General features: G+C 42.5%; 15 protein-coding genes and 1 pseudogene. 3 read left to right on the forward strand and 13 right to left on the reverse strand.

What is annotated here, in order from left to right; translation table 11 throughout:
• Positions 1 to 3: 3 nt before the first annotated feature.
• Genes OCV47_RS07370 through OCV47_RS07385 form a run of 4 tightly spaced genes read right to left on the reverse strand, consistent with a single transcriptional unit; the run spans position 4 to position 3582 of the window.
• Positions 4 to 564, reverse strand: coding sequence for a transcription repressor NadR (locus OCV47_RS07370; protein WP_262654538.1), 561 nt, complete (start codon positions 562 to 564; stop codon positions 4 to 6).
• Positions 561 to 2216 carry an ABC transporter ATP-binding protein gene (locus tag OCV47_RS07375; RefSeq protein ID WP_262654539.1) on the reverse strand — a complete coding sequence of 552 codons (1656 nt, stop codon included), beginning with the start codon at positions 2214 to 2216 and terminating at the stop codon, positions 561 to 563. Before OCV47_RS07375 ends, OCV47_RS07370 begins: the two co-directional genes overlap by 4 nt.
• A complete protein-coding gene (locus tag OCV47_RS07380; protein ID WP_262654540.1) occupies positions 2216 to 2980 on the reverse strand; it encodes an energy-coupling factor transporter transmembrane component T family protein in 765 nt (254 codons plus the stop codon). The genes OCV47_RS07375 and OCV47_RS07380 overlap by 1 nt, the downstream gene beginning before the upstream one ends.
• Positions 2980 to 3582 carry an ECF transporter S component gene (locus OCV47_RS07385; protein ID WP_117448163.1) on the reverse strand — a complete coding sequence of 201 codons (603 nt, stop codon included), beginning with the start codon at positions 3580 to 3582 and terminating at the stop codon, positions 2980 to 2982. Before OCV47_RS07385 ends, OCV47_RS07380 begins: the two co-directional genes overlap by 1 nt.
• 230 nt (positions 3583 to 3812) lie before the next feature.
• Here OCV47_RS07385 and OCV47_RS07390 point away from each other — a divergent pair, with 230 nt between their 5' ends.
• Positions 3813 to 5174, forward strand: coding sequence for an MATE family efflux transporter (locus tag OCV47_RS07390; protein WP_262654541.1), 1362 nt, complete (start codon positions 3813 to 3815; stop codon positions 5172 to 5174).
• A gap of 48 nt (positions 5175 to 5222) precedes the next feature.
• On the opposite strand, the gene OCV47_RS07395 is transcribed toward OCV47_RS07390, so the two are convergent.
• The 4 genes from OCV47_RS07395 to OCV47_RS07410 form a co-directional block, all read right to left on the reverse strand.
• Positions 5223 to 5597 carry a nitroreductase family protein gene (locus OCV47_RS07395; RefSeq protein WP_262654542.1) on the reverse strand — a complete coding sequence of 125 codons (375 nt, stop codon included), beginning with the start codon at positions 5595 to 5597 and terminating at the stop codon, positions 5223 to 5225.
• A gap of 36 nt (positions 5598 to 5633) precedes the next feature.
• Positions 5634 to 6089 carry a GNAT family N-acetyltransferase gene (locus OCV47_RS07400; protein ID WP_262654543.1) on the reverse strand — a complete coding sequence of 152 codons (456 nt, stop codon included), beginning with the start codon at positions 6087 to 6089 and terminating at the stop codon, positions 5634 to 5636.
• A 309-nt stretch (positions 6090 to 6398) separates the two neighbouring features.
• Positions 6399 to 6911 (reverse strand): nitroreductase family protein, encoded by a 513-nt coding sequence (locus OCV47_RS07405; RefSeq protein WP_262654544.1) that lies wholly within the window; start codon positions 6909 to 6911, stop codon positions 6399 to 6401.
• Positions 6912 to 6933: 22 nt separating this feature from the next.
• Entirely contained in the window at positions 6934 to 7845 is a 912-nt protein-coding gene (locus tag OCV47_RS07410) for a hypothetical protein (protein WP_331481268.1), read from the reverse strand.
• Between the two features lie 92 nt (positions 7846 to 7937).
• Here OCV47_RS07410 and OCV47_RS07415 point away from each other — a divergent pair, with 92 nt between their 5' ends.
• A complete protein-coding gene (locus OCV47_RS07415; protein ID WP_262654545.1) occupies positions 7938 to 9413 on the forward strand; it encodes a GGDEF domain-containing protein in 1476 nt (491 codons plus the stop codon).
• A 101-nt stretch (positions 9414 to 9514) separates the two neighbouring features.
• Here OCV47_RS07415 and OCV47_RS07420 read toward each other — a convergent pair whose 3' ends face one another.
• The 3 genes from OCV47_RS07420 to yedE are packed head-to-tail and all read right to left on the reverse strand — an operon-like array spanning position 9515 to position 11064.
• Positions 9515 to 9757 carry a putative Se/S carrier protein gene (locus OCV47_RS07420; RefSeq protein WP_262654546.1) on the reverse strand — a complete coding sequence of 81 codons (243 nt, stop codon included), beginning with the start codon at positions 9755 to 9757 and terminating at the stop codon, positions 9515 to 9517.
• Positions 9757 to 9963 (reverse strand): sulfurtransferase TusA family protein, encoded by a 207-nt coding sequence (locus OCV47_RS07425; RefSeq protein WP_117448154.1) that lies wholly within the window; start codon positions 9961 to 9963, stop codon positions 9757 to 9759. The genes OCV47_RS07420 and OCV47_RS07425 overlap by 1 nt, the downstream gene beginning before the upstream one ends.
• A gap of 21 nt (positions 9964 to 9984) precedes the next feature.
• Complete coding sequence (yedE, locus tag OCV47_RS07430) at positions 9985 to 11064, reverse strand: YedE family putative selenium transporter (protein WP_262654547.1); 1080 nt, start codon at positions 11062 to 11064, stop codon at positions 9985 to 9987.
• Between the two features lie 160 nt (positions 11065 to 11224).
• Between yedE and OCV47_RS07435 the strand changes: the two genes are divergently transcribed.
• Positions 11225 to 12406 carry an aminotransferase class V-fold PLP-dependent enzyme gene (locus OCV47_RS07435; protein WP_262654548.1) on the forward strand — a complete coding sequence of 394 codons (1182 nt, stop codon included), beginning with the start codon at positions 11225 to 11227 and terminating at the stop codon, positions 12404 to 12406.
• Positions 12407 to 12416: 10 nt separating this feature from the next.
• Here the strand turns inward: OCV47_RS07435 and OCV47_RS16040 are convergent.
• Positions 12417 to 12911: pseudogene (locus OCV47_RS16040) on the reverse strand (methylated-DNA--[protein]-cysteine S-methyltransferase); the annotation flags it as partial.
• A gap of 63 nt (positions 12912 to 12974) precedes the next feature.
• Positions 12975 to 13592: a class IV adenylate cyclase gene (gene cyaB / locus OCV47_RS07445; protein WP_262654549.1), complete on the reverse strand. Its 618-nt coding sequence runs from the start codon at positions 13590 to 13592 to the stop codon at positions 12975 to 12977.
• Positions 13593 to 13641: the final 49 nt, after the last annotated feature.

Raw genomic sequence — 13641 nt, forward strand, 5'->3', positions numbered from 1 at the left:
TCGTTATCCTTTTCCCTTTGTCTCTTTCTCCCAGAAGTTGATCGGCTCATAGTCTTTTAATTCTGCCAGAAATCCTCTTTCCTCCAGGCGCTCCTGAATCAGATCCAGAAGTTTTTCAGACGGCGCATTTACCGTATGATAATGATAGTCCGACGTAATATTTTTTAATAATGCAGAGTGCCCCTTCTGAATATCTGCCAAAAATTCTCTGATGTCATTTCGACTTGCAATATGAAGATCTGCCCGAACAATCCCATAAATCTTGTGGTACACAAACACATCTTCTACATGTCCACCATAATCTACAATAAGATTCAGTTCCTCTTCTACTTCTTTGTCACTGTGAACGACTTTGAATACCCGGCTGATCTTTTTCTCACCTGTAAGCAAATATCCCTGATTGGTCGAAAGAATTTCATGATCCTGTGCCCGCAAAAGTGCAATATCCTGTACAATTATCTGTCTGCTTACATCTAATATTCCTGCCAGTTCTTTTCCAGAAAGCGCCTCACTGCTCTCCGACAGCATCTGAATGATTTTATTTCTTCTTTCTCGTCCATTCATTTTCCGATAAACCTCTCCATTAACTGTGTCATATATGGTTTCTGTAATCTGGCTTCTTTCAGTATTGCATCCTGAGCGAATACTTCCTTAGAAGTTCCGTCTGCCAAGATCGTTCCATGTGCCATAACAATCACCCGTTCAAAGTTCTCCGCTACAAAATCCATATCATGAAGAATCGCAATCACCAGTTTTCCATTTTCAGCCAGGCTGGCAATCATATCTCCGATTCTCTTTTTTCCCGAATAGTCCTGTGCGATCGTCGGCTCGTCCAGAATCACCACATCAGTATCCATGGCCACTACCGATGCAATGGCTACCATTTTTCGCTCATACATCTCCAGATCATAAGGATTCTCTTTTTCTTTTCCGTACAGTCCCATCATCTCCAGAGCTTTCTCGGCCTTCTCTTTCGCCTCTTCCTGCGACATTCCAATATTCAGAGGGCCAAACATGACTTCATCCAGCACATTGTATTTGAAGATCTGATCATCCGGATTCTGGAATACATATCCCACTTTTCCTGCCAGCATAGCTACTGTCTTTTTCGAAATATCTTTTCCCCCAAAATACACGGTTCCGGAAACCGGCTTCAGCAAACCTTTTAATAATCGGACTAATGTGGTTTTTCCTGCACCGTTTTGTCCGATGATAGCTGTCGTTCTCTGATCGAAAGACAGGTTCAAATGCTCCAGCACCGGGACATGCTTCTGATAGGAAAAAGAAATATCTTCCATCTGGAACAACTCTTTTGAACTTTGTGTTCGGACTGTCTGTTTCACTTCAGGCTTTAACTTTTGTGTCAGATTTTCCTTATCGCTTTTCTGCTCAAATAATACGATCGTTGACTCAAGAGTAACCGGATAGGTACCATCCTGATTAGATAAGCCACATTGTTTGCTGATACGTACAAAGGCCGGCGGCTGAATCCCCATCTCGTTTAAGTCGTCCCTTGCAAAGATCCTTTCCGGTGTATCAAAATCCACTACTTTTCCATCCTGCATCAAAATCAATCTGTCACAGTATTTTGCCATCTTTTCCAGCTTCTGTTCCACCATAATGATCGTCTTTCCAGTCCTGGAAAGATGATCTACCACACGAAATACCTCTTCCGTTCCTTCCGGATCCAGCTGGGAAGTTGGTTCATCTAAGATCATGACATCAGGCTGCATCACAAGAATACTGGCAATTGCCACTCTCTGCATCTGTCCTCCAGACAAGTCAAAAGGATTGCGGTCACGATACTGCCAGATATCCAACTGCTTTAACACTCTTTCGATACGGCTCTTCATCTCTTCCCGTTCGATTCCCAGATTCTGAAGTCCATATGCCACTTCTCCATAGACCGTATCTCTTGCACCGGAGAGCTGGTTAAATGGATTCTGAAAGATCAGTCCTACATCTTCACACAATTCCTGTACTGGTACCTGCTCTGCCAGCCGTTCCTTTACCCTCACAGCACCGCCGTAAGCTCCATGGTAAAACTGTGGAACCAGCCCTACCATTGCCTGACACAGTGTACTTTTCCCGGCGCCATTCTGTCCGATAATTCCAATAAACTCTCCCTTTTCAATGGAAAGACTGATCCCATCAAGTGCCAGTCGGTCTGTGCCTGGATATTTATATTTCAGATTTTTAATCGTTATCATCGCCATTACAGTACCCTCCAGACAATGGTGATTATCATAAGCCCTATAAGAATCACTCGGGCCACCGGATCCCATTTGCATTTTGGCCGGTCATACAGCCAGGTCTTCTTCTGCTTTCTTCCAAATCCCCGCACATCCAGTGCAATGGCACGTTCTCTTGTATTGATCAGCGAGCTCATCACTACCGGAGAAATCAGTGGCAGAAATGCCTTCATCCTGGCCAGAAGATTGCCTTCCGTCTCCAACCCACGGCTTCTCTGAGCATCTGTGATCGTATCTTTTGTTGCCATCATTTGCGGCAGAATTTGAAAAACAGAATCGATCACATATCCAAATTTCGGCGAAAATCCACTTTTTTCCATTTCATCCACCAGATCCTGTGGAGAAGTGGTCAGGACAAACACGCTGAAAGCCAAAAGCATATTCAGAATATTGCAGCCGATTCTGGTTGCAAAAAGCGTTCCCTCTTTATAAAAAGTGATCCATCCGATGGAAAATAAAACTGTTTCATTGTTATGATTAAAAAGTCCCTGAATCAAAAATATGACAACAATTAAGGTAAAAGAGAACCCTACCAGCGGCAGTGCTCTCTTTATAATTCTTCCATTGAGCAGTAAGATCAAACTGCTTACAATCATAACAGGGAAAAGCCAAAGCTTTCCCCCTGTCAATGGAATCATAATTGCTGTCAGAATATATAATAACTTGGTATACGGATGCAGCTTATTTAGCCATGACCCTTTCTCTACATATAAACTGATACTCTTCATTAATCTAATCTCTCTGTCTCTGCATTTACATCATATAACGCTGTCAGTTTCTTCGGCAGTCCCTTTACAATAAGGTATACAATAATAATGGTAATGATCTTATCCGGCACATCTACCACGATCTCATCTAAGAAAGATCCAAGTCCTACTGCCATTCCAGATGCCTGTGTTGCTGCAAATAAAGCATCTCCCCATACATTACCGGTTGTGCCACCCCAGAACAGAATGTTCAGTGGTGTGGAGATACATACGGCTGCCAGACCACCGCCCAGTGCACATATAAAGGACTTCGGAAATGTCTTCATAAATCCCATTCTTGCAAGAATACCTACCACCAGACCAATGCCTAAGCTGGTAATCGCATAGATTAATGTAATGTTATCCCCTGTGGTCAGTCCATAGATCAGGTTATTGGCTGCTCCACAAATAGCCCCGATCACCGGTCCTCCAAGACATGCTCCGATACAGGTTCCGATACTGTCCAGCCAGAGTGGCAGCTTTAAGAGGGATGCAAATAACTTTCCCAGATAGTTAATTCCGATACATGCCGGAATTAAGACGATAGTAGCTGTCGTCAGTTTTGTTTTAAAAATTTTTCCCATGTTACTTTCCCTTTCCGTTTGTACAACTTGCACTTTCACACGGTCTTTATTTATTTGGCATCTGTCATTTTGGTTGACAAGACACCAGACCTAACAGGTACTTTACACCTGATTGTAAGAAAAGTCAACTATTATTCCTTTTATTGAATCACTGTATATAATCAGTAATTTACATCTAGCATAACACTTGCTATACTAACAGCGCAAGAAAAGAAAAAGGAATGATTTATATGAAACGAATTGATTTTGAAAATGGAACCATAACTGGAAATATTTTGGGGGCTGGTCTTCCCATGCTGGTGGCCCAGCTTTTAAATCTCTTGTATAACGTGGTGGATCGTATCTACATTGCACGTATCCCTGGCGAGGGAACGGCTGCCCTTGGTGCTGTCGGTCTGTGTTTTCCACTGATCGTCATTATCACCGCCTTTGCCAATCTGTTTGGAAGCGGCGGTGCTCCATTGTTTTCTATTTACAGAGGAAAAAAGAAAGAACCGGAAGCAGTCTGCATTATGAATACTTCCTTCACCATGTTGTCTGCCAGTGCTCTGATCCTGATGCTGACTGGTCTGTGTTTTGCCCGCCCGCTTTTGATCTTGTTCGGTGCATCTTCAGAAGCCCTGACTTATGCTCTGCCATATCTGATGGTTTACCTGATCGGCACACTTCCATCCATGTTGTCCGTAGGTATGAATCCTTTTATTAATGCGCAGGGCTATTCTGTCATCGGTATGATCTCTGTGGCTATCGGTGCCGTAGCAAATCTGCTTCTGGACCCGCTGTTTATTTTCGTTCTGGGATTTGGCATTCGCGGTGCGGCTATTGCTACTGTGATCTCGCAGGTTCTGTCCGCCGTCTTTGTCCTTTATTTCCTTACGAAAAAATCAGAACTTAAAGTACGGTTGCTTCACAAGGATGAGATTCCCAAGTGTATCAACTATGCTAAAAATATCACCAGTCTGGGAACTGCCGGATTTATCATGCAGATTACCAACAGCCTGGTAACGATCTGCTGTAATAACGTGCTTTCCGTTACCGGTGGTGATATCTACATTTCTGTCATGACAATTGTATCCAGTGTACGCCAGCTGGTCGAGACACCAATCTATGCTATGAATGAAGGAACTTCCCCTATCTTAAGTTACAACTACGGTGCTGTCCGTCCAGCCCGGGTGCGGAAGGCCATCTTGGTTCTCGGCATGATGATCCTTGCTTATACAGCTGTGATGTGGAGTCTGATCATCCTGGTTCCGGGTACTCTGATTCGCATCTTTACTTCAGATACTTCTCTGGTTCAGGACACTATTCCAGCACTGAATCAGTATTTTGCAGCCTTTATTTTTATGGATCTGCAGTATATCGGCCAGACTGTATTCAAATCTCTGAACAAAAAAAAGCAGGCGATCTTCTTCTCCCTGCTTCGTAAAGTCTTTATTGTGGTACCGCTCACCTATCTGATGCCATATGCACTGCACATGGGAACCAGAGGTGTATTCCTGGCTGAACCAGTATCCAACGTCATCGGAGGAAGCCTCTGCTTTATCACCATGCTGTGCACTGTACTGCCGGAACTGAAACGTATGGAGAAGTAATCTTCTCCATACGGCCAGCCAGTGTTCGACTACTGATATCGTTTTCGATTAACAAAATTCCACCACTTCTGTGAAATCTTTTCTTGATCTCTGCATCGGTGCTTCAGCCGCGGCTCCAAGAGAAATTGCTCCCACCAGCTGCCCTTTCATCCCGGTAAGCTCAACCAGTTCATTGTATGCAAAGCAGGTATTGGCAATCCAAAGAGTACCATAGCCCAGTTCTGTTGCTGTCAATAAGATATTTTGAACAGAAGCACCAATGGATAATGTATCACAGATCTCGGATACTCTGCGGTCTGTATCGATTCCCAGATATGGGGATGGCGCATAGATTCCTGCTTTCAGAATGGCTTCTATGTCTTTTCTGTCAGTCACATCTTTTTTATATTTTCGTATACTTCTTCTCTCAATGATTTCTTTCATATCTTTCTATTCTCCACCACCCATTTTTCCATTATCTTAAGATGTTTCTCTCTTCAATTCTATCACATATTCTGTGGTGCCTTCCTCAAATTGCCTTTGACCTGTAAAGCAAAATCCATGTCTGTTGTAAAATGCAATTGCTTTTACATTCTTTTCCAATGTCCACAGATGATCTGCCCCAAATTCTTTTATAGCAAATTCTATCAGTTCATGACCTATTCTTTCCCTCTGAAAACATGGTTCTATATACAACTTATAGATTTCTGTTTCCTTCATTTGCAGGAATCCTTTGATTAGTCCGTCATCATATACATAAAGGTTCTGGTATACTTCTTTCCTTTTCAGATACTGCTCTATGAACGATACTACCTGCAATTCTCCGAAGGAATAGGATTCATCTTTGAATATTGGCAGATAATTGATTCTGTTATTGAATACAAAAATTTCAGCAATTCTTGATAAATCTTTAGTCTGTGCGCTTCTTATATTCATAGCTGCTCTCCTCAAGTTTTTTACATATACAGCAGCGGATATGGATTCCCTGCCCTCTGTTTTCATTAGAAATAAATAGCATTTTGCATATCCGGTACGGGCATTTGCTTTTAGTAAACTTCATGCTTTTCTCTATTTTTTAAATCATATAGAACAGTATATCACAAAATAAAAACTACTGATAAAATATCGGCGTTATTGCTGACAAGAACCACCTAGGCTCGAAATAGCCTTTACAGCCACTTTCGAATATAAAATCACCTTCAGGCTGTTCTTTTGGTAGATCATTGCCTGAAGGTGAACTTTTTATTACATATAGGTTACTGTTTCTGTCAGCTCTTTTCTGCTGTTATGATTTGGAAGTACTTTTGTTCCTTCTACTGCAATTCCAAGATCCAGCAACATCAGGACTTCTTCGTCTTCTGGAAGATTAAGTGCCTGTGCCAGTTCATCTGGATTAAAGAAATTAATCCAGCAGCTGTCAACGCCTTCATTATAGGCTGCCAGCAGCATATGTGTTGCTACAATGCTGGCATCCTCGATTCCTGAATCTCTTTTTTCACCCGGATAAGTAAATACATTGTTTTTATTATAAGATACCACTAAAACCACCGGTGCACCGTATCGACAAGGTGTCACTTTATCAATGGCAGCTAATCCGTTCTCGGACTGTACCACATAAATATGCTGTTCCTGAAGATTTTTTGCTGTGGGAGCAACACGTCCTGCTTCCAAAATCTTATCCAGTTTTTCCTTTTCTACTTTCCTGTCACTGAATTTTTTACAGGAATATCTGTTTTTTATTACTTCTGAAAAATCCATATTCAGTTCTCCTCCCATTGCTTTAAAAAAGATCCAGCATATTATCCAGGTAGATTTTTTCCCTGACGTGTATCTGATATTCCGGTCTGGTCATATAATATAACAGGAATTCCAGAATCAGTGCGCTTCCAAGTCCCCGGCCTTCGATCTTAAAATTAGAAAATCCCATTGGCTGATACACATCTTTGATGTCTGTCGCACTGATAAATCCCGGATTCGTCAGTGCTTTGGAAAACAGATATCCGCCTTCTGCCCCAGGTGCATGGCAATCATGTTCCTGGCAGCTTTCTCCCAGATTTTTCCGGCTGACAGATTCATAACAGGCTTTTCTGTCTTTGCATCCAAACCAGCAGCATTCATTACACAGAAATTCCACTTTTTCTTTCTGACTGTCACTCATCGGATTCAATTTGTCAAACATTTTGTTCAGGCGAAAATCCGGTACAACATAGCGAAATTCTTCCCGATTCACTTCCTCCAGAAGCCGTTGGAAATCAGTCAGAACTTTTGTTGTCGAAGAGACAAAATAAAAGTTCGGATAGGTATTCTGCAAATAATTCAACAGCAACTCAGAATGAAGAATCACTCCATTTTCTACTTCCATTTGTTTTTCAAACAATTCACATAATGCATTGCATTTCCGATCCTGCAGATGTTCCTTCCTCAAAAGTGAATTGCTGAATGTCAGGCTGGCAGATATCTTATATTCCTGCATTAATGCCAGCACTTTTTGTGGATCTGCATCTCCAAACGAGGTACGTCCTCCACCCCAGATACAGTCAGATGGTGCTCCGTATATCGACCCAATCTCGCACCAGTCATAAAAATATTCCCTGTGCTCTCGGAATACTGGCAGAAAGACTCGATAAAGTTCATAAAATTCAAATAATCCTGGAAGATGATAGTATACCTTTTTATCTGTTATTTTACTCACCCCATCCTTTGCACAATTCAATCTAATTACACTGAATGTAACATAGAAACAGCACCTGTGCAAATATAATTTTTTACAAAAGCAGTTGTTTTATGTATTTAAGTCTGGCAGTTGTGCCAGAGACTTGGTATAATAGATATATGAAAAAGAAAAAACTTACTTTTCTGGCTTTTGTAATCATTGCCATAGCATTACTACTTGAAGTCGGAATTTTAAAATTTGTAAATGACAACAACACATATCAGATGTCAAAAGTACTTCTTGACCGTGTAGTCACCGTGCTCAATAAAAATAATGAGAATGAAAACGGACTCATTGAATCGCTAAAGGACGATTATATAATAAGAGCAAAAGCTGCATCATATATCATAGATGCAAAACCAACGGCAGAACATGATGTAGAAGAATTGCAGAAAATAGCAAATTTGATATCCGTAGATGAGATACATCTGATTGATAAAAATGGATATATCTATAGTGGGTCTATGCCAAAATACTATGGCTACAACTTCGACTCAGGAGAACAGATGTCCTATTTTAAGCCAATGCTTACTGACAAGGATCTTACCATGTGTCAGGATGTCACGCCTAATACCGCTGAAAAGAAAGAGATGATGTATGCCATCACCTGGAATGAAGCCGGCACAAGGATGATTCAGATAGGTATCGCACCAAAACGTCTGCTGGAAGAATTGAAACAGAACGAAATTTCTAATGTCGTAAGTGACATGCCTCTTTATAAGGGAATCGAAATTTTTGTAGCCGATGCTAAGACAAAAATTATAAAAGGAGCTACAGACCGCATTTGGATCGGAAAAACGCTTGATGCTTCTGGCATCGCAACGGATAAAATAAATAACAGCAAAACAGTCAGTTTCCACACAAAGGTTAATGGAAAACTTTTCCAATGTTTCCTGTGTCATGATGATACCTATATGATTGCTATAGCTGTGGATAATTCATTTTATCTAAAGAACAGTATATTCGCCATACTCATAGTTGGTATATATCTTGTATTTGCATCCTGCTGTATGGTGTATATGCTCTCACGGGTTCTGAAAGAAAAATATGAAAAAGAAAAACTTCTCTATACATCGAACACCGATGAACTTACAAAATGTTTTAACAGACATGCTTACGAAACGGCAATACACGGTCTTGATCTTCATAAAGAATGGATCTACATTTCCATGGATATCAACGGTCTAAAATGCGTAAATGATTCTCTTGGACATGCTGCCGGCGATGAACTTATATGTGCAGCAGCCGATTGTATGAAAGAATGTTTTCAGAATTATGGAAATGTCTACCGAATCGGTGGAGATGAGTTTGTTATCATTATGACCGAGAAAACGGAGGAACTTCAAAAGATAATCAAAGACTTTGAGCAAAAATCTGCCCTATGGCACGGTGAACTGGTAGATTCTATCAGTGTTTCATACGGATACGTTTTTAGTTCAGAGAAAGCATGGAATGGGATTTACGATATTGCAAAAGCAGCAGATGAGAGAATGTACAAAAGTAAATCATGCTATTACCGCGAAAGCGGTCTGGACAGAAGAAGATAACTGCTCCAGACAGACTCCGCTTTCTTATAAAGAAAAAAAGAGAACCGGCTTTATCATTGTGCGCAAATCTCGCAATAACTTTACCAGTTCTCTTTCGCATTCTAACTATGCCATATCACCCGAAAGTTCCCGTCTTCGAGTATTTCTGCCAGCTGCTCCAGTTCATCAGAGTGCCAGTCTTCTGCTGTTTCCGCAGAACCGGTGAATTTTACGCAGGTTCCGCAGGAAGAGCTTAAAGACCTTGGCACCGGCATGATAACAGCCGGATAACCTTCCCCATCACATTTTTTCTTAAACACCATTGCCCCGAAATGGGAAAAAAATGTGGCTATGTAGTTACCCATTATTTCTCCAGAGTGAGGATGAAATCTTCGCCGTCCTCTTTCACAGATACCTGATATCCCTGATGCAGGGCAAAACGGGAAACATTCTCCCTGGCAGTTACGTTATCTACCATTACAGTATAAGCTTTCTCGCCGGATGCCAGCGCATTCTTGGTACGGATCACCGGTTCCGGACAGGAAAGTCCTCTTGCATCGATTGTTTTCATAAGGTTAAATCTCCTTTCTCTTTACGCTTCGCTCTTCCTCACAGAATTCACAGTTGCAATCACAATCAGCACTACAAATCCAATGATTACTGCAATTTTTCCATTTGCAGTAGGGCCCTCGCCTGAGGAAGCAAGTCCGAAGTTGTGTGCCACAGCCGCACCTGCCATCAGACCAAATACGGTAATTGCAGAGTCTGTATTTCCCTCACCTGCCAGTACAAGCTGACGAAGAGGACAGCCCCCAAGAAGAACGCAGCCAAATCCGGCAAGCGCCATTCCAAGTGCATTCCAGAGACCATCTGTGTGTGCAATCGGCTGACCTGCAAATCCAGGGTTGAAATATCCAAGAATCATATTTCCAATAAATGCACTTACCAGGATTGCAATAAATCCAAGAAGCAGCTTCCACTCTCCGAAAAGAACTACATCACGAATTCCGCCGACCATGCAAAGGCGGGTTCTCTGTGCCAGTGCCCCTACCAGAAGTCCTGCGATCAGGGAGATAGCAATTGCAGCGTGTTTTGCACCAGGACCACCGTCAACTTCTGTGAAGTGGATAAATGCAGGTGCAGCAATAAGAAGCACAAGGATTCCGATTTCCACTATCGGGAAAATGCCGCCCTCGACTGGCTGCATTTTGTAAGAACGTTTCAGAGTGTATCCTTTTTTCAGGAAAAATACACCTGCAAGAATTCCTGCAATGAATCCAATCAGACCAAAGATAGCGTTGAAATCACCGCCTGCCAGACGAAGAATCATACGGAACGGGCAGCCAAGGAACATCAGGCAGCCGATCATAACGAACATCCCGATCACGAAACGGCTGACAGGTGCGGAGCCGCCTCTTGGCTTGAACTCCTTAGTTGCAAGTGCCAGAATGCAGGAGCCAAGTACCAGACCTACGATTTCCGGACGGATATACTGTACCGCTGCTGCGCTGTGGAATCCCAGTGCACCAGTGGTATCACGCAGGAAACAGGCAATGCAAAATCCCATATTTGCAGGGTTTCCGAAGTATACCAGTGCTGCTGCAATGACTCCGATGATGATGCCTGCCCCAATGATTACAGGTGTTTCTTTCTTTGACAATGTTTCTTTCATACTCTTTCCTCCTTCAGTAACTGTCAAATCTTTTTATATCTTAACATTTTTTGTCAGAAAACACTAATTGATTATCCGGGACTATTTTCAGGATTTATAGATATTTTCTATAGATTGTGGTATGATTTTCATATTACGAAACCTAAGAAAGGATCTGACTATGAATCGAATTTACCTCGACCAGGCCAGCACCTCTTTTCCAAAAGCTCCAGGTGTGGCACAGGCTATGATGGATTATCTGACTATGAATGGAGTGAATGTGAATCGCGGTGTCTATTCCAGTGCTTACTCTGCTGAGGAAGTAATCTATGAGACACGACAGCTCCTGGCAGAGCTTTTCCACTTTTCAAAGTGCAAAAATGTGATTTTTACACCGAATGTTACCACCAGTCTCAATTTCATTTTGAAGGGATTTCTGAGACCAGGAGATCACATTCTAGTATCATCAATGGAGCATAATGCCGTTATGCGGCCAGTGGTGCAGCTGGCTTCTAAGGGGATTTCATTTGACCGGATTCCCTGCCGGAAGGATGGCTCTATGATTCTGGAGGAAGTCGAAGGCATGATCCGGCCACAGACCAGGGCAATTGTTACTTTGCATGCTTCTAATGTCTGCGGAACCAGAATGCCACTTGACGCACTCGGTGAAATCTGCCAGCGGCATCATCTTTATTTTATTGTGGATTCCGCACAGACGGCTGGAATTGTACCTGTTGATATGGAAAGAATGCATATTGATGCACTGGCTTTTACCGGTCATAAAGGACTTCGCGGACCGCAGGGGACGGGCGGTTTTCTGGTATCCCAGGAACTGGCAGAGCAGATGGAGCCGTTGATTTCGGGTGGCACTGGAAGTGTGTCCCATACAGAGGCGATTCCGGATTTTCTGCCGGATCGATTTGAATCTGGAACACCCAATCTGCCGGGAATTTACGGACTGCATGAGGCGCTGTTATTTCTGAATGCGAAGCCACAGGTGGCTGAATCGCCAATGCAGTCCCTCTATGAAAGAGAACTGTCTCTTACCGGTTATTTTCTTGAGCAGCTGCTGGCATTGGATGATACCGGCAGACACATCCGTATCATTGGAAAAAAAGATCTCACTGACCGGAATGCCGTAGTTTCTATCCAGACACCGGAGATCGATATGTCCCAGGTGGCATGGCAGCTGGATAGTGAATACGGGGTCATGACCAGGGTGGGACTGCACTGCGCACCGAATGCGCATAAGACACTTGGTACTTATCCTGCCGGAACAATCCGCTTCTCCTTTGGGCCTGAAAATACGGAGAATGAATTAGATTTCGCGATCCAGGGTCTGAAAGAGATTCTGAGTTTATAAATAAGTTCCTCATATCCGCATGTTCCAGTTCAAGCAGTGAAATTTTTTTATCAATTCCTCCTGCATATCCTGTCAGATTCCCATTTGCGCCTACTACGCGATGACAGGGAATAATAATGGATATTTTATTATGGCCAACTGCACCGCCAACTGCCTGTGCAGACATATGGCTGATTTTTTTCATCTCAGCCATTTTTCGGGCAATTGCTCCGTAGGAAATCGTCTGACCGTAGGGTATCTGTAATAAGATTTTCCACACTGTCTGTCTGAATTCTGATCCTGCAGGATGAAGATGCGGAGTAAATTTCGGTTCTTCCCCGGCAAAATACATATCCAGCCATTTTTTTGTCTCTGTGAGAATCTCTGTCTCCTGTTGGATGTGCTCATTCGGAAGTGTGTCTGCAAAATAGTTCTGTCCTTCAAACCACAAACCGGTCAGCCCAATTTCATCTGCAGCCAATAGAATATCCCCTAATGGTGACTTATATTTGCATATAGATACCATAGTTCTCCTTTCCACTTCATTGAATACTATCCCGGTATTTCAAATATTCGGTAAATTTTTCTGCTATGCTTCATCAAATACCTCGTCTCGTGTAATATTCTGCGCCCACTTGCCCTGACGGTAATGATGATTATGTTTCATTAACATGCTCAAATAGGAAGTTCGTGTGGTGTCTTCCATCGAATAACCCAATCTTTGCAATACTTCTTCCAGTTCTTGCAAAGCTTCTGTTTTTTCTTCTTCCACATCCACCATCTTTTCCAGTTCCAGGTAATCACCCAGATTTTTCACCCTGTCCACACAAGCTGTGATGTTTTGCATATAAAAATGCTGACGTTCCTTTTCCACCGACGGAACCGGAGTGAATCCAATGCTTTCCAGAACCTCTCTGGCAATCTTTGGATCTCCTACTTCCGTCTCCAGTTCTTTCCTGGTCATAGAGCGTTTGTCTGTCTTAGCCCCCTTGAACGTAAGCACAGAAGACTTTTCTCCTGTGGACAGATTCTGGATACTGCGAATGCGAAGTGCCTCATCCAGCTTTTCAAAATCATGATGCCTGGATGTATAGTAAATATCTGATTCCGATACCAGATCTCCCTGTTGAAATCCAACATCACGCAAACTTTCTATCAGCCTGTTCTTGTCACGGATCTTCAATTTGATCTCTACTTCAATACTCATATCTGTTCTCTTTCCCCATAATTATTCAAAAAACGCCTGTGTGTTTTCA

Origin of the sequence: Muricoprocola aceti (assembly GCF_025567005.1) — a bacterium.
Lineage (GTDB): Bacteria > Bacillota > Clostridia > Lachnospirales > Lachnospiraceae > Marvinbryantia > Marvinbryantia aceti.

What these genes read in the sequence shown, in the direction of transcription:
- OCV47_RS07390 (WP_262654541.1), top strand. Translation starts at nt 3,813, where the DNA reads ATGAAACGAATTGATTTTGAAAATGGAACCATAACTGGAAATATTTTG.
- OCV47_RS07415 (WP_262654545.1), top strand. Translation starts at nt 7,938, where the DNA reads ATGTATTTAAGTCTGGCAGTTGTGCCAGAGACTTGGTATAATAGATAT.
- yedE (WP_262654547.1), bottom strand. Translation starts at nt 11,064, where the DNA reads ATGAAAGAAACATTGTCAAAGAAAGAAACACCTGTAATCATTGGGGCA.
- OCV47_RS07375 (WP_262654539.1), bottom strand. Translation starts at nt 2,216, where the DNA reads ATGGCGATGATAACGATTAAAAATCTGAAATATAAATATCCAGGCACA.
- OCV47_RS07435 (WP_262654548.1), top strand. Translation starts at nt 11,225, where the DNA reads ATGAATCGAATTTACCTCGACCAGGCCAGCACCTCTTTTCCAAAAGCT.
- OCV47_RS07380 (WP_262654540.1), bottom strand. Translation starts at nt 2,980, where the DNA reads ATGAAGAGTATCAGTTTATATGTAGAGAAAGGGTCATGGCTAAATAAG.
- OCV47_RS07385 (WP_117448163.1), bottom strand. Translation starts at nt 3,582, where the DNA reads ATGGGAAAAATTTTTAAAACAAAACTGACGACAGCTACTATCGTCTTA.
- OCV47_RS07370 (WP_262654538.1), bottom strand. Translation starts at nt 564, where the DNA reads ATGAATGGACGAGAAAGAAGAAATAAAATCATTCAGATGCTGTCGGAG.
- OCV47_RS07405 (WP_262654544.1), bottom strand. Translation starts at nt 6,911, where the DNA reads ATGGATTTTTCAGAAGTAATAAAAAACAGATATTCCTGTAAAAAATTC.
- OCV47_RS07400 (WP_262654543.1), bottom strand. Translation starts at nt 6,089, where the DNA reads ATGAATATAAGAAGCGCACAGACTAAAGATTTATCAAGAATTGCTGAA.
- cyaB (WP_262654549.1), bottom strand. Translation starts at nt 13,592, where the DNA reads ATGAGTATTGAAGTAGAGATCAAATTGAAGATCCGTGACAAGAACAGG.
- OCV47_RS07420 (WP_262654546.1), bottom strand. Translation starts at nt 9,757, where the DNA reads ATGGGTAACTACATAGCCACATTTTTTTCCCATTTCGGGGCAATGGTG.
- OCV47_RS07425 (WP_117448154.1), bottom strand. Translation starts at nt 9,963, where the DNA reads ATGAAAACAATCGATGCAAGAGGACTTTCCTGTCCGGAACCGGTGATC.
- OCV47_RS07395 (WP_262654542.1), bottom strand. Translation starts at nt 5,597, where the DNA reads ATGAAAGAAATCATTGAGAGAAGAAGTATACGAAAATATAAAAAAGAT.